The organism is Sphingomonas canadensis, assembly GCF_026013525.1.
GTDB lineage: Bacteria > Pseudomonadota > Alphaproteobacteria > Sphingomonadales > Sphingomonadaceae > Sphingomonas > Sphingomonas canadensis.
Genome location: NZ_JAPDRA010000011.1, coordinates 65,332 through 83,483, shown reverse-complemented (window position 1 = coordinate 83,483; position 18,152 = coordinate 65,332). Strand labels below are relative to the sequence as shown.

The following is an 18,152-nucleotide window of genomic DNA, read 5'->3' as shown; positions in this document are numbered from 1 at the left end:
TCCAAGCGGGTTGTCGCTAGGCGGCGCACATGAGCGATCCCGAAAGCTACACCTATGCCCGCGCGGGCGTCTCGATCGCGGCCGGCAACGCGCTGGTTCGCGCCATCGCCCCGCTCGCCCGCTCCACCCGCCGCGCCGGCGCCGACGCCGATCTGGGCGGATTCGGCGGCGTGTTCGACCTGAAAGCCTGCGGGTACAGCGATCCGCTGCTGATCGCCGCGAACGACGGCGTGGGCACCAAGCTGAAGCTCGCGATCGACAGCGGCCGCCACGACGGCGTCGGCATCGATCTTGTCGCGATGTGCGCCAACGATCTGATCGTCCAGGGCGCGGAGCCGCTGTTCTTCCTCGACTATTACGCCAGCGGCAAGCTGGACAACGCCGTCGCCGAGCGCGTGATCGCGGGCATCGCCGAGGGATGCCGCCAGGCAGGCTGCGCGCTGATCGGCGGCGAGACGGCGGAGATGCCGGGCATGTACGCCGACGGCGACTATGACCTTGCGGGCTTCTGCGTCGGCGCGGTGGAGCGCGACCGGCTGCTCGACGGGACGCAGGTGAGGCCCGGCGACGTCATCCTCGGCCTTGCCTCGGCGGGCGTGCATTCGAACGGCTTCTCGCTGGTCCGCCGCCTGGCGGCCGACAAGGGGTGGAAGCTCGATCGCCCCGCGCTGTTCGACCAGGAGGTGCTGCTGATCGACGCGCTGATGGCGCCGACGCGCATCTATGTGAAGAGCCTGTTGCCGCTGGTGCAGGCGGGCGAAATCCGCGGGCTGGCGCATATCACGGGCGGTGGCCTGCTGGAGAATATTCCGCGCGTGCTCCCCGCGAACTGTCGTGCCCGGATCGATGCGGACGCCTGGGATCAGCCGCGGCTGATGGCGTTCCTTCAGGCGCAGGGCAATATCGAGCCGGAAGAGATGGCGCGGACCTTCAACTGCGGCATCGGCATGGCCGTGATCGTGGCCCCGGAAAAGGTGACCGCGGTCACGCAGGCGCTGCAAGCCGCTGGGGAAACAGTGTTTTCGATCGGCGATGTGGCGGAAGGGCCGCGCGGCTGCACCGTATCGGGCGGCGCCGAGACCTGGAGCGCCCGCGCCCCGTGGAGCGCGACGCATGGTCTTTAGGCCCGTTCGCCCTGAGCCCGTCGAAGGGCGGCCACAGCTTCGCGCCAAGGGGCTTCGACACGCTCAACCCGAACGGCCCATGTGATGAAGCGGGCACGGGTCGCCATCCTTATCTCCGGCCGGGGATCGAACATGATGTCGCTGGTCGCCGCCTCCCGCGCGGCCAACAGCGGCTTCGAGGTGGTGCTGGTCGCCAGCGACAAGCCCGAAGCCGCCGGCCTCGCCTGGGCGCGCGAGCAGGGCGTTCCGGTCTTCGCCCATTCGCCGCGCGGCATTCCGAAAGCCGAATATGAGGCCGCGATCGAGGATGCGATCCGCCAATCCGGCGCCGAAGCCATCGCGCTCGCGGGCTATATGCGCCTCCTCTCACCGGAATTCGTGGGGCGCTGGGAGGGCCGCATCCTCAACATCCACCCCTCGCTGCTGCCCAAGTACAAGGGGCTGGATACGCATGCGCGCGCCATTGCCGCCGGGGATGCCGTGGCCGGATGCTCGGTCCATCTCGTCACGGCGGAACTGGACGCGGGGGAGGTGCTGGGCCAGGCGGAGGCTCCCGTCCTGCCCGGCGATACGCCGGAGAGCCTTGCCGATCGCGTGCTGAAGGAGGAGCATCGCCTTTACCCGCGCGTTCTGGCAGAATTCCTGGCGCGATGAGCCCCGATCCTGAAGCCGATCTGGCGCGGCTGCGCGAAATCTGCCTGGCGCTGCCCCGCGCCGCTGAGAAACTTTCGCATGGCGCACCCGCCTTCTTCATCGAGAAGGGCAAGGTCTTCGCCTATTTCAGCCACAACCATCACGGCGACGGGCGCACCGCGGTTCAGGTGAAGACCAGCGGCCTGGACGAGCAGGCGATGCTCGTGGAGGCGGAGTCCGGCCTCTACTATGTTCCGCCCTATATCGGCCATGCCGGCTGGGTGGGCCTGCGCCTCGATACCGGCGGCACCGACTGGGAGCATGTCGCAGACCGGGTGGCGCGAAGCTGGCGGCTGGTCGCGCCCGCGCGGCTGGCTCCGGCGCTGGACTGAGGCGTTTGCGCTCCATGCTCAAGGTCGCAAGCTACAACATGCGCAAGGCCATCGGCACGGATCGGCGGCGCAATCCCGAACGCACGCTCCACGTGCTGTCGGAGATCGACGCCGATGTGATCGCACTGCAGGAGGCGGATCGCCGCTTCGGCACGCGCACCGCGGTGCTGACGCCCCACCTCCTCGCCGAACACAGCCCGTGGAAGCCGGTGCCCGTCGCGATGCGCGCCGCCAGCATGGGCTGGCACGGCAACGCGCTGCTGGTGCGCAAGGACGCCGAGATACTGGATTGCGAACCGATCCACCTGCCCGCGATCGAACCGCGCGGCGCGGTGATGGCCGATATCCGCGTCAATGGCCATGCGATCCGTGTGGTGGGCATGCATCTGGACCTCTCCGGCCTGTGGCGGCGGCGGCAGGCGCACGCGATCCTTGCCCATGCGGCCGCAGGGGCCGAGGATAGGCCGGTGGTGATGATGGGCGATCTGAACGAATGGCGGCCCAATTCGGGTTGCCTGCGCGATTTCGCCGCGCAGATGGAGATCGCGCCCACCGGCCGCAGCTTCCATGCCCGCCGCCCCGTGGCCCGGCTCGACCGGATCATGGTCTCCCCCGGCCTGCGCGTCGCCGATTGCGGGGTGCATGACAGCGCCGCCGCTCGCACCGCATCGGATCACCTGCCCGTCTGGGCGGTGCTGGAGCGCGGCTGACCATGGCCGAGCGCGACAAGGAGCTGCGCCTCGCGCTCGTCTGCTACGGCGGGATCAGCCTGGCCGTGTACATGCACGGCATCACCAAGGAGATTTGGCGGCTGGCCCGCGCCAGCCGCGGCGCGCTGGATCGTGATCCGCCCGGCGGCGGCAGCGAGGGCTTGTATCGCGCGCTGCTCGACGAGATCGCGGAGGCCACCGGGCTGCGGCTGCGCGTGCTGGTGGACATTCTGGCGGGCGCCAGCGCGGGCGGGATCAACGCGGTGTTCCTGGCGCAGGCGATCTCTACCGGCCAGTCGCTCGATCCGCTGACCGACCTGTGGATGGAGGCTGCCGATGTGGAGGCGCTGCTGGCGCCCAGCCAGGCGCCGTCGCACCGGCTCCAGAAATTCTGGGCGGCGCCGATCGCCTGGTTCGTCGCCAACCGCAGCAAGACGATCGAGCATACCGTGGAGGCAGTCGCGCGCGACGAGGTGCGCGGCAAGCTGGAGCGGTTCGTGCGCTCGCGCTGGTTCGAGCCGCCGTTCGGAGGCAGCCAGCTCCTGGGCACGCTGCTCGACGCGCTCGACGCGATGGCGGCCGCGCCCGCGGGCAAGCGGCTGCTGCCAGACGGCCAGCCGCTCGACCTGTTCGTCACCGTCACCGATTTCCGCGGCCATCCGGAGGAGCTTCGGCTCAATTCGCCTCCCAAGGTGATCGAGAACGAGCACCGGCTGGTATTTTCCTTCGGCGATCATGGCGATCCCGGCGCGCGCTTCGCCCATCCGTGCGAGCTGGCCTTTGCCGCGCGCGCGACCTCCAGCTTCCCTGGCGCCTTCCCGCCGCTCACCGTCGAGGAGATGGACACGGTGGTGGCCGGGCGCGGCATCGCCTGGGACGGGCGCGACGCCTTCCTCGCGCATGTCCTGCCGCGCCAATGGGAGGACGGCCGCGCGGAAAAGGCGGTGCTGATCGATGGATCGGTGCTCGCCAACGCGCCCTTCCGCCCCGCGACCGACGCGCTGCGCGAGCGTCCGGCGCGGCGGCAGGTGGACCGGCGCTTCGTGTTCATCGATCCCTGGCCCAACGGCCGCTTCGATTTCTACGGCGCGCCCGCCGAGCGCCCCGGCTTTTTCCAGACGATCATCGGCGCGCTTTCCGAATTGCCGCGCGAGCAGCCGATCCGCGACAATCTGGAGGAAATCGCCGAACGTTCCGAGCGGATCGAGCGGATGCTGGGCATCATCGGCGAGATCCGGACGGAAGTGGAAACCCAGGTCGAATCTCTGTTCGGCTACACGTTGTTCCTCGATTATCCGAACCCGAAGCGGCTCGCATCGTGGCGCCGCCGCGCCCAGATCGCCGCCGCGGCGAAGGCGGGATACGGCCACACCGCCTATGGCCTGCTGAAGGTGGACGGCACGATCGCGCGCACCGCTCAGCTTCTCCACGGCCTCGACGACCGCCATTCGCCCGAGCGGCTGCGCGAGATCCGCGAGGCGCTGACCTGGACCGTGCGCGAACGCGGGGCGGACCGCTTCGGCGCCACGATCGCCAATGGCGCGACGCCGGAGACGCTGGAGTTCCTGCGTGCGCACGATCTGGGCTTCCGCATCCGGCGGCTGCGCCTGCTCGCGCGGCGGCTGGCGGAGATCGACGATCCCAGCTCCACCGCGGAGCTGCTGCCGATGCGCGACGCCATCTATGATTCGCTCGGCCGCTATCTGGAGCTGAAGCGCACCGACAGCTTCTCGGATCTCCGCGAGCAGGCGCGCGCGCTGAAACGCGATGCCGGGCCGATCCTGGATGCGATCGCCGCGCGCATGTCGCTCAAGGCGCTCGACGCGGAAACCGACACGCGGCTGTCCGAGGGGTTCGCGGCATTGTCGCGCACATTGCGCCGCCCGTTGCTGCTCGCGCATCTGGGCTTCCCCTTCTTCGATATCGCCACGCTGCCGTTGCTCCAGGGCGAGGGGATGGACGAGTTCGATCCGATCCGCGTCGACCGCATCTCGCCCGACGATTGCGGCGCGATCCGCAAGGGCGGCGCGGAGGCCAGCCTGAAGGGCATCCAGTTCAACAGCTTCGGCGCCTTCTTCAGCCGCGCCTATCGCGAGAACGACTATCTGTGGGGGCGCCTGCACGGGGCGGAGCGGCTGATCGACATCATCCTTTCCACCCTGCCGTCCGGCGCGCTCCCTGCGGAGCGGGCGGAGGCGGTGAAGCGCGCGGCATTCCACGCGATCCTGGACGAGGAGGAGCCGCGGCTGAAGGCGGTGCCCGGGCTGTTCGAGGAACTGCGCCGCGAGGTCGGCTGAGCCCGTCGTACTGCCCCCGGCCGGGCGGAGCAGGCTGGCCAATCGCCGCCCGCCGTCCTAGAACGCGCCGCGAAAGGCGGGATTGGGCACATGCGGTTCCTGAAGGTGCTGTTCTGGCTGCTGCTCGGCGGCGTCGTGACCGCGTTCGTCCTCTACAATGGGGAGCAGCGGGTGAGCGTGCTGCTGTGGGGCGGGCTGATCGCGGACTTCAGCCTGCCGATGCTGCTGATCCTGCTGTTCCTGGCGGGGTTCCTGCCGATGCTGCTGGCCTATCACGCGATGCGCTGGCGGCTGCGGCAGCGGATCGCCGGGCTCCAGCGCGCGCTGGAGGATCTGCGCGCGATCCACGCCGCCGCTCCTGCCCCCACGCCTGTTCCCGTTCCGGCACCGGAGGCGCTTCCCGCCCCGGCCGGCCTGTCTCCCGCCCCTTGAGGTATCCCAGATGCGTTCCCCGATCTTCGTTGCCCTCGACACCCCCGATCTTGAGCGCGCCAAGGCGATCGCCACCCGCGTCCGCGCGCATGTCGGGGGGATCAAGCTGGGGCTGGAGTTCTTCATGGCCAACGGCCGCCACGGCGTTCACGAGATGGCCGACATCGGGCTGCCGATCTTCCTGGACCTGAAGTTCCACGACATCCCCAACACCGTCGCCAAGGCGGTGCAGGCGCTGCGCCCGCTGGAGCCCGCGATCCTGACCGTCCATGCCGCCGGCGGCCGCGCGATGCTGGAGGATGCCAAGGCCGCAGCACCCACCGGCACCAAGGTGGTGGCTGTGACGATGCTGACCAGCCTGGACGGCGACGACATGGCATCGATCGGCCTGAGGCCCGATCCGCACGAACAGGTGATGCGCCTGACCGAACTGGCCAAGAGCGCGGGCGTGGACGGCATCGTATGTTCGGGCGAGGAGGTGAAGGCCGCGCATGCGATCTGGAAGGACGGCTTCTTCGTCGTCCCCGGCGTGCGCCCCGCCGACGGGCACCATGGCGACCAGAAGCGCGTCGTCACGCCCCGCCAGGCGCTCGATCACGGCGCCTCGATCCTGGTCGTCGGCCGCCCGATCACCCAGGCCCAGGACCCCGATCTGGCGGCGCGCGAGATCGAGGCGACGCTCTGATACTCTCGTCAGCCATCCGCGCTGCCACGACGGAGGACCTGCCCCTCCTCCATCCCGTCATCGAACGCGCCTATCGCGGAGACAGCGCACGAATGGGATGGACGCATGAGGCAGATCTCGTCTCCGGCGAACGCACCGATATCGCCACGTTGGCGGCGCTGGTCGCCGATCCCGCCTCGCGCCTGCTCGCCGCATGGGAGGGAGAAACGCCGCTCGGCTGCGTCAACGTCCAGGATCGTGGCGGCGGGCTCGCCTATCTGGGCCTGTTGTGCGTCGAGCCGGGGTTGCAGGGCGCGGGCCTGGGCAGGCGCCTGATCGCCGCCGCGGAGGATTGCGCGCGCACCGGCTTCGGCGCCACGCGCATCGAGATGACGGTGATCGACCGCCGCACCGAGCTGATCGCCTGGTATATCCGCCACGGCTTCGAGCCCACGGGCGAGGTTCGTCCCTTCCCCGATCCGGCGCTGGAGCCCTTTGCGATGACGGTGCTGGTAAAGCCGCTCGGCTGACGCCCGCCCGCTATGGGTGGCGCCAGATCATCACCATCCTGCCCCGCGTGGCGATCGGAGCGCCGCTGGCATCGACCGGTTGGCGGAACGACGCGCGCGTCGCCAGCAGCGCGCAGCTCTGCCGGCCCGTCTCGGTCTCCACGCCTGCCTCCAGCCCCTTGCAGGCGCTGATCCTGCCGTCGGTCCCGATCTCGATCAGCATCTCGACCGTCGCGTCGCCGCGTTCCCCGGTCACCAGCCCATAATCCCCCGGGGTGAGCCATCCCATGAGGTCGGTGAGCGGTTGCGCGCCGCCGAAGGGTATGCGCACCACCACATTCGGTGCCGGGGCAAGGTTCCATTCGATCGTCAGCTCTCCCGTGCTGGCGATTGCCGCGCCTGCGGCGGTGCGCGCCGGATCATATTCCGCGCGCTCGGACAGCAGAATGCAGCTCCACCGCACCAGCGCCGGGGGCGCGCTGGAATAAAGCGCCCGGCAGTCCGCGATGCCGCCCTGCGGGGTGATGGTGAAGGTGACGCGCAGCGCTCCCTGCATCTTCGCGGATATCGCCTCGGCCGGATAATCCGCGGTGGTGATCCAGGTCGCGATGTCTCCCTTGGGTGTTTGCGCGGACGCGGGTGCGGCCAGCGCGCCGAACGATGAAAGACCCGCGAATGCGATCGCCGCCCTGATGCCCACTCGCATGTTGCCCCCTTCGAGTTGATGCGCACGCAGAATTTCTTGCGGCCCCGTCGGCTTGTAACGCCACCGCATTTGGACAACTAGGGTCGCCATGTCCGTCACCGCCAAGATTTGCGGCCTTTCGACGCCCGAGACGCTGGACGCGGCGGTGCGCGGAGGCGCGAGCCATGTCGGCTTCGTCTTCTTCGCACCCTCCCCGCGCAACCTGGGCTTCGATCGTGCGGCAGGGCTGGCGGCGCGGGTGCCCGGTCATGTCGGCCGGGTGGGCGTGTTCGTCGATCCGGATAATGCGCTGGTCGAAGCGGCCGTGGCGGCAGGGCGGCTCGACGTGCTCCAGCTCCACAAGACCTGCGCCGCGCGCCGCGCCGATCTGCGCGCGCGCTTCGGCCTGCCGGTCTGGGCCGCGATACCGGTGCAGAAGCGCGCCGACCTGGCAGCCGCCGGGCATATCGAGGCGGCCGACCGCATCCTCTATGACGCCAAGACGCCGGAGGGCGCGGCGCTGCCCGGCGGCATGGGGCTGCGCTTCGACTGGCGGCTGCTGGAGGGTTTCGCGCATCCGCTGCCCTGGGCGCTCTCCGGCGGGCTAGACGCGGGCAACGTGGCCGAGGCTGTCCGGATCACCGGAGTGCGGCTGGTGGACGTATCGTCCGGGGTGGAGACCGCGCCCGGCGTCAAGGATGTGGACAAGATCGCGGCCTTCTGCAAAGCGGTTTCGCAATGTTGACGCGCACCGCCCCTGCCGCCCGCACCGGGATTCGATGGCGTTGATCGCTTGCCGGCTTTCCCGGCGCGACGGCCCATCCATGACGAGACGGTAGCATGAACGACACCACCACCCTGCCCAATTCCCTGCGCGCCCAGCCCGACGATCGCGGGCATTTCGGCCAGTTCGGAGGCCGCTTCGTCTCCGAAACGCTGATGCCGCTGATCCTGGACCTGGAACGCGAATATCGCGCGGCGAAGCAGGACCCCGCCTTCAAGGCCGAGTTCGACGAGCTGATGCGCGATTTCGTCGGCCGCCCGAGCCCGCTCTACTATGCCGAGCGGCTGACCGAGCATTACCGTGCCAAGGCGCCCGCCGGCAAAGGCCCTAAGATCTATTTCAAGCGCGAGGAGCTGAATCACACCGGCGCGCACAAGATCAACAACTGCATCGGCCAGATCCTGCTCGCCCGCCGCATGGGCAAGACGCGGATCATCGCGGAGACGGGCGCGGGCCAGCATGGCGTGGCCACCGCAACCGTTGCGGCGCGCTTCGGCCTGCCCTGCACCATCTTCATGGGCGCCAAGGACGTGGAGCGGCAGAAGCCCAACGTCTTCCGCATGAAGCTGCTCGGCGCAGAGGTGCATCCCGTGACCAGCGGCGCGCAGACGCTGAAGGACGCGATGAACGAGGCGCTTCGCGACTGGGTCGCCACCGTCCACAACACCTTCTACATCATCGGCACGGTGGCGGGGCCGCACCCCTATCCGGAGCTGGTGCGCGATTTCCAGAGCGTGATCGGCAACGAGGCGCGCGAGCAGATACTGGAGCGCGAGGGGCGGCTGCCCGATCTGCTGATCGCCGCGGTGGGCGGCGGATCGAACGCGATCGGGTTGTTCCATCCCTTCCTCGACGATCCCGAGGTGGCGATGACCGGCGTGGAGGCCGCGGGCCATGGCGTCGAAACCGGCCAGCATGCCGCCAGCCTGAACGGCGGCCTGCCCGGCATCCTCCACGGCAACCGCACCTATCTGCTCCAGGACGAGGACGGCCAGATCACCGAGGCGCACTCGATCTCCGCGGGCCTCGACTATCCCGGCATCGGGCCGGAGCATAGCTGGCTGCACGACATCGGCCGCGTCCAGTATCTGCCCGTCACCGACGCCGAGGCGCTCGACGCCTTCCAGCTCTGCTGCAAGCTCGAAGGGATCATCCCCGCGCTCGAAAGCGCGCACGCGCTGGCGGCATTGGAGACCAAGGCGCTGGAAATGGACGAGGATCGCATCATCGTCGTCAACGTCTCCGGCCGCGGCGACAAGGACATCTTCACCGTGGCCGACGCGCTGGGGGTGGCGATATGAACGGTTTTTTCCAGGACGTCCAAGGCTCCTTCCGGAAATATCTGCTATGGATCATCGCCTTGCCGGTTATCCTTGGTATGCAACCCGAGGATTTCATTGGGGAGCTCTGGTCTACCGGAAGCTTTGCCAGCGCCTCTGACTATTGGATTGCCCACGGGGCTCCGAAAGTCCCCGCAAAGCTGATTCTGCTGGCTGCTCTTTTCGTGATCATCATCGGCTGGGATATGTACCAGCGCAGCATGCAGGGCGGATATGGTGAGCGCACCGACGGTTACCGGGCACGCAGCGATGACTGACCGCATCGCCCTCGCCTTCGCCCGTGCGCGCTCGGAAGGGCGCGCGGCGCTCGTCACCTTCGTCACCGCGGGCGATCCGTCGATCGCGGCCACGCTCGACGTTCTCTCGGCGCTGGTCGAGGGCGGCGCGGACGTGGTCGAGCTGGGCATGCCCTTCACCGATCCGATGGCGGACGGCCCCGCGATCCAGGCGGCGAACCTGCGCAGCCTGGCCAACGGCACCACCACCGCCGCGATCTTTCAAATCGCCCGCTGGTTCTGCGAGCGCTACCCGCATGTGCCGCTGGTGCTGATGGGCTATGCCAATCCGATGCTCCGCCGCGGCGCCGAATGGTTCGCGAACCAAGCCGCCAGCACGGGCGTTTCGGGCGTGATCTGCGTCGATCTTCCGCCCGAGGAGGACGATCAGCTCGGCCCGGCGCTGCGCGAGCGCGGCGTTCACCTGATCCGCCTCGCCACCCCCACCACCGACGCGGCACGCCTGCCCGCGGTGCTCGATGGCGCCAGCGGCTTCCTCTACTATGTCTCGGTCGCAGGCATCACCGGGCTGCAACAGGCGGCGCAGGCATCGATCGAGGATGCGGTGGCCCGGCTGAAGGCCGCCACGGATCTGCCCGTCGCGGTCGGCTTCGGCATCCGCTCGCCCGATCAGGCGGCGGCGGTCGGCCGGGTCGCCGATGGCGTGGTGGTGGGCTCCGCGATCGTCGATCTGGTGGCCAGGCACGGCGCCGATGCGCCGGCGCAGGTCCGCACCTATATCCAGTCGCTCTCGGCCGCGCTGGCGGCTGCACGAAAGGGCGTCCATGCATAAGGAAACCTGGGCATGAGCTGGCTCACCCGCGTCCGCAACGCGCTCAACTATGTCACCAAGCGCGAGACGCCCGACAATCTGTGGCACAAGTGCCGCGGCTGCGGGACGATGGTGTTCACCAAGGAGCTGGAGGAAAACCTCAGCGTCTGCCCGCATTGCGACTATCACGAACGCATCGGGCCGGCCGCGCGGTTCGAACATCTGTTCGATGCGGGCAGCTATACCGTGCTCGCGAGCCCGCGCGTGACCGACGATCCGCTCCGGTTCCGCGACTCCAAGCGCTACACGGACCGGCTCAAGGCCGCCCGCACCCAGACGGGCGAGCAAGACGCCTTCATCAACGCAAAGGGCCGCATCCACGGCCGCGCCGCGGTGATCGGCGTGCAGGACTTCGCCTTCATGGGCGGATCGATGGGCCAGGCGGTGGGCGAGGCGTTCATCGCGGGCGTGGAGGCCGCGATCGCGGCGCGCGCGCCCTACATCGTCTTCACCGCATCGGGCGGCGCGCGCATGCAGGAGGGCATCCTGAGCCTGATGCAGATGCCGCGCACCACCGTGGCGATCGAGATGCTCCACGACGCAGGCCTGCCCTATATCGTCGTGCTGACCGATCCCACCTCGGGCGGCGTGATGGCCGCCTATGCGATGCTGGGCGACGTCCAGATCGCCGAGCCGCGCGCGACGCTGGCCTTCACCGGCCGCCGCGTGATCGAGAACACGATCCGCGAGAAGCTGCCCGACGATTTCCAGACCAGCGAATATTATCGCGATCACGGCCTGGTGGACATGGTGGTGAGCCGCAAGGAACTGCGCGACTCGCTCGGCCAGCTCATCGGCCTGCTCTGCGAAGGGAAGCAGGCGGCATAATCCTCCCCTCCCGCTCGCGGGAGGGGCCGGGGGAGGGCCGGCCTCAAACCGGCTCGTCCCGAAATGCCCCTCCCCTTACCCCTCCTCGCAAGCGGGAGGGGAAATTGGACCTGCGATGCCCGATTTCGCCATCTCCGCTAACCCCGCCGTCCAGCAGCAGCTCGACCGGCTGAACCTGCTCTCCCCCGGTGCCGATATCCTGGGGCTGGAGCGGATCACGCGCCTGCTCGATCGCGTTGGCAATCCGCATCTGCGGCTGCCGCCGGTGTTCCACGTCGCGGGGACGAACGGCAAGGGATCGGTCTGCGCCTATCTGCGTGCAGGCGTGGAGGCGGCGGGGCTGAAGGCGCATGTCTACACCAGCCCGCATCTGGTCCGCTTCAACGAGCGTATCCGGCTGGCCGGCTCGCTGATCGCCGATGCGCTGCTGGCGGAACTGCTGGCCGAGGTGCTGGATGCCGGCGGCGATATCGGCGCGAGCTTCTTTGAGGTGACGACAGCCGCAGCCTTCCTTGCGTTCGCGCGCACGCCGGCCGATTGCGCGATCGTGGAGGTCGGACTGGGCGGGCGGCTGGACGCCACCAATGTGATCGCCGATCCCGCGGTGACGGGCATCATCCAGCTCGGCATCGATCATCAGTTCTTCCTGGGCAACACCGCCGAGGAGATCGCGGGCGAGAAGGCGGGCATCGCCAAGCCGGGCGTGCCGCTGGTGACGATGCGCTATCCCCCGTCCATCGCCGCGCGCGTGGCCGAGGTGGCGGCGGAGCGCGGCGCCGTGCTGGCCACGCTCGACGATGCCTGGGACTACCGGATCGAGGGCGGCATGCTGATCTATCGCGACGCCCGCGGATCGCTGGGCACGCCCCTCCCGGCGCTGCCCGGGCCGCACCAGGCGGGCAATCTGGCGCTGGCGATCGCGCTGATGCGCCACAACCGCAGCCTTCCCATCCCCGAAGCCGCGCTGGCCGGCGCATGGAACGCCCGCTGGCCCGCGCGGATGCAGCGGATGCGCCCCGGCCCGCTCCACGCGCTGCTGCCCGACGGCGCCGAGCTGTGGCTGGACGGCGGACATAACGAGGCGGCGGCGGAGGCGGTGGCGACCGCGCTGGCCCGTGCCGCCGGCGGGCGGCGCGTGCATCTGGTGCTCGGCATGCTCTCGAACAAGGATGCGCAGGGCCTGCTCACCCCCCTCGCCCCGCTCGCCGCCAGCCTCCATGCGGTGCCGGTTCCCGGGCATGAACACCATGCCCCCACGGTGCTGGCGGAAGTCGCGCAGGCGCTGGCCATTCCGCATGCCTCCCCATCGGCGGGCGTGGCGGAGGCGCTCCGCGAGATCGCGGCCAGCACCCGCCACGGCGAGCCCCCGATCGTGTTGATTCTCGGCTCGCTCTATCTCGCCGGCCGCGTCCTCGAAGCCAACGACGAGCTGCCGGACTGATCCGGCCTCCCGGGACTCGCCTCACCCACTGCCGCCCATGCCAGCTCCGGCGAACTTCGCCGCCTGGGGGCCGCCGTCGCGCGTCCGCACCGCCGTAACGCACGTGCTGTAAATGCGATATTATTGCGATTGACTATCAATAGCACTCACGCGACACTCGGCTCCAACAGCTTCCGGAGTCCCCGCATGCAGTCCACCGCAACGCTCGCCGCCGCCCTCCCCGCCATGCAGCCGGAGGACCCGGGCGCGCGCCTGATGCTCTTCGCGATGCGGCAGATGGGGATGCACGGCATCCATGATGCCTGCGCCGCGCACGCCTTCGTCGTCGCGTTCGGCAAGAATTTCCGCCGCCCGCTGGTGCTGTTGCGCGCGCTGATGACGGAAATGGCCACCGTCTCGCAACGGCCGATCCCGATCGCGCCCTGGTGCTGCCCGCGCATGACACGGGCGGAAGAGACGCTGTTGGCCGTCCTCGCCCGCGCCGGGAGCAATCCGGAGGCGGCGCATCTGCTGCTGCGGGATCTGTGCGGGGTTCGCGATTGCGCGTCGCTCGCGTTCACGGCCGGTGCGGTAGCGCGCGCCTTCGCCGATCAGGGGCTGCCGCTCGACCTTACCGGGGCTTAGACGGAAGCGTGATCGCGGCCAGTTTCCACCACAGCCATTCGCGGCGGAACTCGATCGCAGCGCCCGATCCGTCGGTTGCGACAAGGCGGAACCGGTCGAGCCCTTCATAGCTCGCCCGCATCTCCTTCGCCCGGATCCGGCCGAACAAGGGCTGGGCGACGGGCGCCGCCAGGAACATCGCCCCCAGCGCTTCGGGCCGGACCGCCGCTTCCGCGAGTCCCCCTGCCAGCGCTCCCGCCAGCGGCCCCACCACCTTGCCCAGCGAAGGGTCGCCGCCGACGCGCAGCCGCCCCGCGCGATCGCGAAGCTGCACCTTCAGGCTCTCCCGTACCGCCGGAAAGTCGATATGCGCCGACAGCGCCCGCGCGTCATGCGCCTCGGCGGCGGTCTTCATCCGCCACAGCGTCCACCAGGGCGATCCGAAATACCAGCCTGCCGCCAGCGCGACGGCAAGCAAGCCGGCGACGATCCCGCGCCGCACCGGTTAGGCCCCCTGCCCGCGCAGCCGGGTGAGCGTGTCGGACGCCCAGCGGTACATGTCGGCATCGGCCGCCCGCTGCGCACGGTCCAGCCGCTTCGCGCGGTTCTCCACCTCTTCCAGCACCTTGCGCGCCTTTCCTTCCCATCCCTGATCGAGCAGCAGCGCGGCATAGCGGCAGCGCGCCTCCTCGCCCGGCATCCGGGCCGATATGTCGCGATAGAGCTCCAGCGCCTCCTCCTTGCGTCCCAGATGCTCCAGCGCCTGGGCGCGCAGCAGGTCGCGGCGATCGCGCTCGCTCTGCCCGGCGGCAGGTGGGATCGCTTGGAGCAGCGCCAGCGCCTCGACGCTCGCGCCCGTCAGGTGGAGCGAGCGCGCCAGCTTCACCTGCATCACCGGATCGATGTCGCCCGCCGTCTTGCGGATCGCGGCCTGATAGAGCGGGATCGCCTCGGCGTCCCGGCCCAGCGCGGCCAGCGCGTCGCCCACGCGCTGGTGGTTGGCCGCGGTATCGGCCAGGTCCAGCGCATCGCGCGCCGCGCGCAGCTCGCGTTCCGGATCGAGCGCCGCCTCCACCTTCTCGCGCGCGACGCGGGCGTGGCGGTTCAGCCCCATGCCGGGCAGGATCTCGACGATGAAATAGGCGATCGTGCCCACCAGCGGCAGGAAGATGATCGCCGTCAGCCACAGCGGCGCCCGGCCCGTCTTCACCAGATGCACCACGCACGCCACCTGCAGCGCGATGATGCCGATGTAGAGCATCATTGCGGGGTCTTCGGCGCCTTGGGCGTCTTCCAGTCGCGCGGCTCGACGGGCGGTGCCGGCTCGCCCGCCCCGCCGATCGAGCGATCGACCAGCCCGGTGCGCATCATCCACCAGAACAGCAGCACGCCCGGCACCGCGATCGCGGTGGTGAGCAGATAGAAGGGCACATAGCCGATCCGCTCGATCAGCCCGCCCGCCAGCGTCCCGCTGAGGAAGCGTCCCAGGATGCTGGCGCCGGCCGAGAACAGCGCGAACTGGGTCGCGGTGAACCGCAGATCGGCCAGTGCGGAGAGGAACGCGACCACGCAGACGCCGCCGATGCCGCTGGCAAAATTCTCGAATCCCATCGCGGCGGCCATGCCCAGGTTGCTCTGCCCCGCCGCCGCGAGCGCGGCGAAGGAGAAGTTGGAGACCGCCATCAGGACCAGGCTGATCAGCACCGATCGTTTGAGCCCGAGCTGGGCATACATCAACCCGCCGACGAAGATGCCCGCGATCAGCGCCGCGAAGCCGACGATCACGTCATAGAAGGCGATCTCGCTGTTGGTGTAGCCCAGGTCGTTGAACAACAGCCGCAGCGTCAGGTTGGCCAGCGTGTCGCCCAGCTTGTGGACCAGGATGAACAGGAAGATCACCCAGGCGCCCTCGCGCTGGAAGAACTCCACGAGCGGGCCGACCTTGCCCTTGTCGGCCGCGGCACTGCCCTTTGACGGGAGCGTCGCCAGCACCAGCATCGCCGCCGCGCCCGCGCCCAGCAGGATCATCGCCTCGATCGATCCCCATCCGCGCCACAGCGCCACCACCACGCCCGTCACGGGCAACAGCATCGCCCAGGTGACATGGCTGGAAAGCCCCGCATCGCGCGCGCGCCGGGCGGAAAGATCGAATATCGGGAACAGATATCCCACCAGCACCATGTTGCCGAGAACCTCCACGCCCAGCCGGCCGTCGATCCAGCTTCCCGCCAGGTACAGCGGGGTGAAGGCCAGGATGAAGATCAGATAGGGCCGCTGGCGCATCCGCTCCGGCCATTCGCGATGCACCTTGTGTTCGGGCTCGCCCACGATCAGCCCGGTCAGCACCGCGGGCAGCGCGAAGATGGCGCAGGCGGCATAGGCCGCGTGCCAGCCGAACTGCTCCGCCACCACCAGCGCCAGCGCGCCTGCCGATGCCGAACCGATCCGCCAGCCATATTGCGACATGCCGGAGCCGACGCCGAGCTGGCTGGGGTCGAGCAGCTCGATGCGATAGGCGTCGATCACGATATCGAAGGTGGCACCCGCCAGCCCCACCAGGATCGCCGCGACCACCACCGCCGACAGCGAGGCCTTGGGATCCAGGCTGCCGAGCAGCACCACCGCCGCCGCAACCGCCGCGCCGGTGACGATCAGCCAGGATCGCCGCGCACCCAGCCCGCCGAGCAGCGGGATGCGCAGCTTGTCGACGATCGGCGCCCAGGCCCATTTGAGGTTATAGGCCAGGAAGGTCAGCGCGAAGGCGGTGACCGCCGATTTGGTGATCCCCTCCTGCGCCAGCCGCGAGGTGAGCGTCGCGCCGATCATCGCAAAGGGGAAACCCGAAGAGACGCCCAGCGCCAGCGCGGCGAGCGGCGCGCGCTGGAAATAGGGGCGCACCCCCTCCGGCAGCTCGGCCCGCCAGTCCGCCGGGGCGGCCCGGTGCGCCAGCACGAACGCGGCCGCCAGCGCGATCATCGAGACCCAGAAGCCAATCCCCGGCGCGGCCGCAACGCCGATCAGCGGCTTGGGCGGCGCGAGCACGGCATAGGCCATGCCGATCGCCAACAGCGCCAGCGCGACCAGGCTACCGCCCACCATCAGGCTGCTGCCGCCCCGCGCGCGCCACAGGAAACTGGCGCCCAGCGTGAGCAGCGCGATCACCAGGCCGAACGCCAGCGTCACCGAAGGTCCGATGGCTCCCGCCGCCGTGACCTGAAGCCCCAGCACCAGCGCCACGGCGTTGCCGCTGACCGGCGTTCCCCCGGGCATCGCGGCGCCGAGCCAGGGCAGCGTGGTGGCGGCGAGCGCGATCGTCAGCGCCGCTTGTGCCGCCCAGTAAAAGCCCGCCCGATTCCCCGCCGCCTGCATTCCGCTTGCTCCCCCAGCGATTTCGCGCTGAAACTAGCGGAAACAACGGCGAAGACCAGCGTAGATGCCGGAGAGGACAGCATGAACGCGCGCACGCCCACCGAAGGACAACTGGCGCTCGCCGCCGCGCTGGCGCGGGGCGGATCGGCCGGAGGCGGCACGGTCACCCATGTCGATGCGGCCGCCTATACCAGCCCGGATCGTCACGCGCTGGAGCAGCAGCGGATATTCGCCCGCGTGCCGCTGGTCATCGCCCCATCGGCGCTGCTGCCAGAGCCCAACATGGCCGTGCCGCACGACGGCTTCGGCAAGCCATTGCTGGTGACGCGCGACAAGGACGGGCAGGCGCACGTCTTCCTCAACGTCTGCCGCCATCGCGGCACGCGGCTGGTGGAGGGTTGCGCGGCGGTGAAGGCGCCGCGGCTCGTCTGCCCCTATCATGCCTGGAGCTATGCGCCCGACGGGCGGCTCGCGGGGATTCCCCGGCCGGAGACCTTCCCGGGGCTCGACAAGCAGGATTTCGGCCTGGTCCGCCTGCCGGCGTGCGAAGCCGGCGGGCTGATCTGGTTCGCGTTCGACGAGGGCGCCGACTTCGCCCAGGCCCGCGCGCTGGCCCAGGATTTCGAGGCGTTCGATCTGGCCGGCCAGCACCTGTTCCGCCGCCGCACCCATGACGTTGCGGCGAACTGGAAGCTGATCATGGACGCTTTCCTGGAAAGCTATCACGTCGCCCGGCTCCATGCCGCCACCATCGGGCCGTTCTTCAAGGACGGCGTGACCAGCGCCGACGCGATCGGCCCGCATCAGCGGTCGGCGGTGGGGCGCGAGGCTGCGCTGGCGGCGCTATCCTCACGCGACTGGGCGGAGCTGCGCGGGGCGATCACCTATACCTATCAGATGTTCCCGGGCACGGTGCTGATCGTCAGCCCGGACTATATCAACCTGATGGTGCTGATGCCCCAGTCGGAGGGCCGCGTGCTGATCGAGGATTTCATGCTGATCCCCGATCCGCCCGCCACCGGCAAGGCGCGCGACCATTGGGAGCGGAGCTGGAAGCTGCTCGACGAAGGCGTGTTCGCCAGCGAGGATTTCCGCGCGGCGGAGCTGGGCCAGCAGGGGCTGGCATCGGGCGCGGTGGACCGCGTCACGCTCGGCACGCTTGAACAGGGCATCCGCCATTTCCACGACGCGGTGGAGGATGCGCTGCGGGCCTGAGGCGGCTCCGGCGCGGTGC

General features: G+C 69.5%; 20 protein-coding genes. 16 read left to right on the top strand and 4 right to left on the bottom strand.

The features are described from left to right. Positions 1–29 precede the first annotated feature (29 nt). The 8 genes from purM (at position 30) to OM513_RS18040 (ending at position 6,782) form a co-directional block, all read left to right on the top strand. The gene (purM, locus tag OM513_RS18075; protein WP_264946158.1) at positions 30–1,124 is read left to right on the top strand and encodes a phosphoribosylformylglycinamidine cyclo-ligase; all 1,095 of its coding nucleotides are present in this window, start codon (positions 30–32) and stop codon (positions 1,122–1,124) included. 84 nt (positions 1,125–1,208) lie between these two features. Next, complete coding sequence (gene purN / locus OM513_RS18070; protein WP_264946157.1) at positions 1,209–1,778, top strand: phosphoribosylglycinamide formyltransferase; 570 nt, start codon at positions 1,209–1,211, stop codon at positions 1,776–1,778. Then, positions 1,775–2,149, top strand: coding sequence for an MmcQ/YjbR family DNA-binding protein (locus OM513_RS18065; protein WP_264946155.1), 375 nt, complete (start codon positions 1,775–1,777; stop codon positions 2,147–2,149). The genes purN and OM513_RS18065 overlap by 4 nt, the downstream gene beginning before the upstream one ends. A gap of 14 nt (positions 2,150–2,163) precedes the next feature. Beyond that, positions 2,164–2,859, top strand: coding sequence for an endonuclease/exonuclease/phosphatase family protein (locus OM513_RS18060; RefSeq protein WP_264946153.1), 696 nt, complete (start codon positions 2,164–2,166; stop codon positions 2,857–2,859). 2 nt (positions 2,860–2,861) lie between these two features. Further along, positions 2,862–5,156 carry a patatin-like protein gene (locus tag OM513_RS18055; RefSeq protein ID WP_264946151.1) on the top strand — a complete coding sequence of 765 codons (2,295 nt, stop codon included), beginning with the start codon at positions 2,862–2,864 and terminating at the stop codon, positions 5,154–5,156. A 90-nt stretch (positions 5,157–5,246) separates the two neighbouring features. Further along, positions 5,247–5,588, top strand: a complete 342-nt coding sequence (locus OM513_RS18050) for a lipopolysaccharide assembly protein LapA domain-containing protein (protein ID WP_264946149.1) — start codon at positions 5,247–5,249, stop codon at positions 5,586–5,588. A 10-nt stretch (positions 5,589–5,598) separates the two neighbouring features. Then, positions 5,599–6,273, top strand: coding sequence for an orotidine-5'-phosphate decarboxylase (pyrF, locus tag OM513_RS18045; protein WP_264946147.1), 675 nt, complete (start codon positions 5,599–5,601; stop codon positions 6,271–6,273). A gap of 92 nt (positions 6,274–6,365) precedes the next feature. Next, positions 6,366–6,782, top strand: a complete 417-nt coding sequence (locus OM513_RS18040) for a GNAT family N-acetyltransferase (protein WP_264946146.1) — start codon at positions 6,366–6,368, stop codon at positions 6,780–6,782. A gap of 10 nt (positions 6,783–6,792) precedes the next feature. Here OM513_RS18040 and OM513_RS18035 read toward each other — a convergent pair whose 3' ends face one another. After that, the gene (locus OM513_RS18035; protein WP_264946144.1) at positions 6,793–7,467 is read right to left on the bottom strand and encodes an energy transducer TonB; all 675 of its coding nucleotides are present in this window, start codon (positions 7,465–7,467) and stop codon (positions 6,793–6,795) included. Between the two features lie 88 nt (positions 7,468–7,555). On the opposite strand from OM513_RS18035, the gene OM513_RS18030 reads away from it, so the two are divergent. From OM513_RS18030 to OM513_RS18000, 7 genes are all read left to right on the top strand, one after another. Continuing rightward, positions 7,556–8,191 carry a phosphoribosylanthranilate isomerase gene (locus OM513_RS18030; RefSeq protein WP_264946143.1) on the top strand — a complete coding sequence of 212 codons (636 nt, stop codon included), beginning with the start codon at positions 7,556–7,558 and terminating at the stop codon, positions 8,189–8,191. A gap of 95 nt (positions 8,192–8,286) precedes the next feature. Further along, positions 8,287–9,531 (top strand): tryptophan synthase subunit beta, encoded by a 1,245-nt coding sequence (trpB, locus tag OM513_RS18025; protein ID WP_264946142.1) that lies wholly within the window; start codon positions 8,287–8,289, stop codon positions 9,529–9,531. Continuing rightward, the gene (locus OM513_RS18020) at positions 9,528–9,827 is read left to right on the top strand and encodes a hypothetical protein (RefSeq protein ID WP_264946141.1); all 300 of its coding nucleotides are present in this window, start codon (positions 9,528–9,530) and stop codon (positions 9,825–9,827) included. Before trpB ends, OM513_RS18020 begins: the two co-directional genes overlap by 4 nt. Continuing rightward, positions 9,820–10,638 carry a tryptophan synthase subunit alpha gene (gene trpA, locus OM513_RS18015; RefSeq protein WP_264946140.1) on the top strand — a complete coding sequence of 273 codons (819 nt, stop codon included), beginning with the start codon at positions 9,820–9,822 and terminating at the stop codon, positions 10,636–10,638. The genes OM513_RS18020 and trpA overlap by 8 nt, the downstream gene beginning before the upstream one ends. Positions 10,639–10,650: 12 nt before the next feature. Then, positions 10,651–11,505: an acetyl-CoA carboxylase, carboxyltransferase subunit beta gene (gene accD / locus OM513_RS18010; RefSeq protein ID WP_264946139.1), complete on the top strand. Its 855-nt coding sequence runs from the start codon at positions 10,651–10,653 to the stop codon at positions 11,503–11,505. A gap of 115 nt (positions 11,506–11,620) precedes the next feature. After that, on the top strand, positions 11,621–12,946 hold the full coding sequence (locus OM513_RS18005) for a bifunctional folylpolyglutamate synthase/dihydrofolate synthase (RefSeq protein WP_264946138.1): 1,326 nt from the start codon (positions 11,621–11,623) through the stop codon (positions 12,944–12,946). 186 nt (positions 12,947–13,132) lie between these two features. Then, positions 13,133–13,570 (top strand): DUF6628 family protein, encoded by a 438-nt coding sequence (locus OM513_RS18000; protein ID WP_264946137.1) that lies wholly within the window; start codon positions 13,133–13,135, stop codon positions 13,568–13,570. On the opposite strand, the gene OM513_RS17995 is transcribed toward OM513_RS18000, so the two are convergent. From OM513_RS17995 to OM513_RS17985, 3 genes are read right to left on the bottom strand one after another with little or no spacing between them, the layout of a single operon-like run. After that, the gene (locus OM513_RS17995) at positions 13,557–14,051 is read right to left on the bottom strand and encodes a DUF2939 domain-containing protein (protein WP_264946136.1); all 495 of its coding nucleotides are present in this window, start codon (positions 14,049–14,051) and stop codon (positions 13,557–13,559) included. The genes OM513_RS18000 and OM513_RS17995 overlap by 14 nt on opposite strands. A 3-nt stretch (positions 14,052–14,054) precedes the next feature. After that, positions 14,055–14,813 carry a tetratricopeptide repeat protein gene (locus OM513_RS17990; RefSeq protein WP_264946135.1) on the bottom strand — a complete coding sequence of 253 codons (759 nt, stop codon included), beginning with the start codon at positions 14,811–14,813 and terminating at the stop codon, positions 14,055–14,057. After that, positions 14,810–16,525 (bottom strand): AmpG family muropeptide MFS transporter, encoded by a 1,716-nt coding sequence (locus tag OM513_RS17985; protein ID WP_264946234.1) that lies wholly within the window; start codon positions 16,523–16,525, stop codon positions 14,810–14,812. The genes OM513_RS17990 and OM513_RS17985 overlap by 4 nt, the downstream gene beginning before the upstream one ends. 474 nt (positions 16,526–16,999) lie before the next feature. Between OM513_RS17985 and OM513_RS17980 the strand changes: the two genes are divergently transcribed. Continuing rightward, positions 17,000–18,133 (top strand): aromatic ring-hydroxylating oxygenase subunit alpha, encoded by a 1,134-nt coding sequence (locus OM513_RS17980; RefSeq protein WP_264946131.1) that lies wholly within the window; start codon positions 17,000–17,002, stop codon positions 18,131–18,133. The last annotated feature ends 19 nt before the right edge of the window (positions 18,134–18,152 follow it).

Bases quoted from the DNA above. Each gene is read 5' to 3' on its own strand.
- purM (WP_264946158.1), top strand. From the start codon at position 30: ATGAGCGATCCCGAAAGCTACACCTATGCCCGCGCGGGCGTCTCGATC.
- purN (WP_264946157.1), top strand. From the start codon at position 1,209: ATGAAGCGGGCACGGGTCGCCATCCTTATCTCCGGCCGGGGATCGAAC.
- OM513_RS18065 (WP_264946155.1), top strand. From the start codon at position 1,775: ATGAGCCCCGATCCTGAAGCCGATCTGGCGCGGCTGCGCGAAATCTGC.
- OM513_RS18060 (WP_264946153.1), top strand. From the start codon at position 2,164: ATGCTCAAGGTCGCAAGCTACAACATGCGCAAGGCCATCGGCACGGAT.
- OM513_RS18055 (WP_264946151.1), top strand. From the start codon at position 2,862: ATGGCCGAGCGCGACAAGGAGCTGCGCCTCGCGCTCGTCTGCTACGGC.
- OM513_RS18050 (WP_264946149.1), top strand. From the start codon at position 5,247: ATGCGGTTCCTGAAGGTGCTGTTCTGGCTGCTGCTCGGCGGCGTCGTG.
- pyrF (WP_264946147.1), top strand. From the start codon at position 5,599: ATGCGTTCCCCGATCTTCGTTGCCCTCGACACCCCCGATCTTGAGCGC.
- OM513_RS18040 (WP_264946146.1), top strand. From the start codon at position 6,366: ATGGGATGGACGCATGAGGCAGATCTCGTCTCCGGCGAACGCACCGAT.
- OM513_RS18035 (WP_264946144.1), bottom strand. From the start codon at position 7,467: ATGCGAGTGGGCATCAGGGCGGCGATCGCATTCGCGGGTCTTTCATCG.
- OM513_RS18030 (WP_264946143.1), top strand. From the start codon at position 7,556: ATGTCCGTCACCGCCAAGATTTGCGGCCTTTCGACGCCCGAGACGCTG.
- trpB (WP_264946142.1), top strand. From the start codon at position 8,287: ATGAACGACACCACCACCCTGCCCAATTCCCTGCGCGCCCAGCCCGAC.
- OM513_RS18020 (WP_264946141.1), top strand. From the start codon at position 9,528: ATGAACGGTTTTTTCCAGGACGTCCAAGGCTCCTTCCGGAAATATCTG.
- trpA (WP_264946140.1), top strand. From the start codon at position 9,820: ATGACTGACCGCATCGCCCTCGCCTTCGCCCGTGCGCGCTCGGAAGGG.
- accD (WP_264946139.1), top strand. From the start codon at position 10,651: ATGAGCTGGCTCACCCGCGTCCGCAACGCGCTCAACTATGTCACCAAG.
- OM513_RS18005 (WP_264946138.1), top strand. From the start codon at position 11,621: ATGCCCGATTTCGCCATCTCCGCTAACCCCGCCGTCCAGCAGCAGCTC.
- OM513_RS18000 (WP_264946137.1), top strand. From the start codon at position 13,133: ATGCAGTCCACCGCAACGCTCGCCGCCGCCCTCCCCGCCATGCAGCCG.
- OM513_RS17990 (WP_264946135.1), bottom strand. From the start codon at position 14,813: ATGATGCTCTACATCGGCATCATCGCGCTGCAGGTGGCGTGCGTGGTG.
- OM513_RS17985 (WP_264946234.1), bottom strand. From the start codon at position 16,525: ATGATCGCGCTGGCGGCCGCGTTCGTGCTGGCGCACCGGGCCGCCCCG.
- OM513_RS17980 (WP_264946131.1), top strand. From the start codon at position 17,000: ATGAACGCGCGCACGCCCACCGAAGGACAACTGGCGCTCGCCGCCGCG.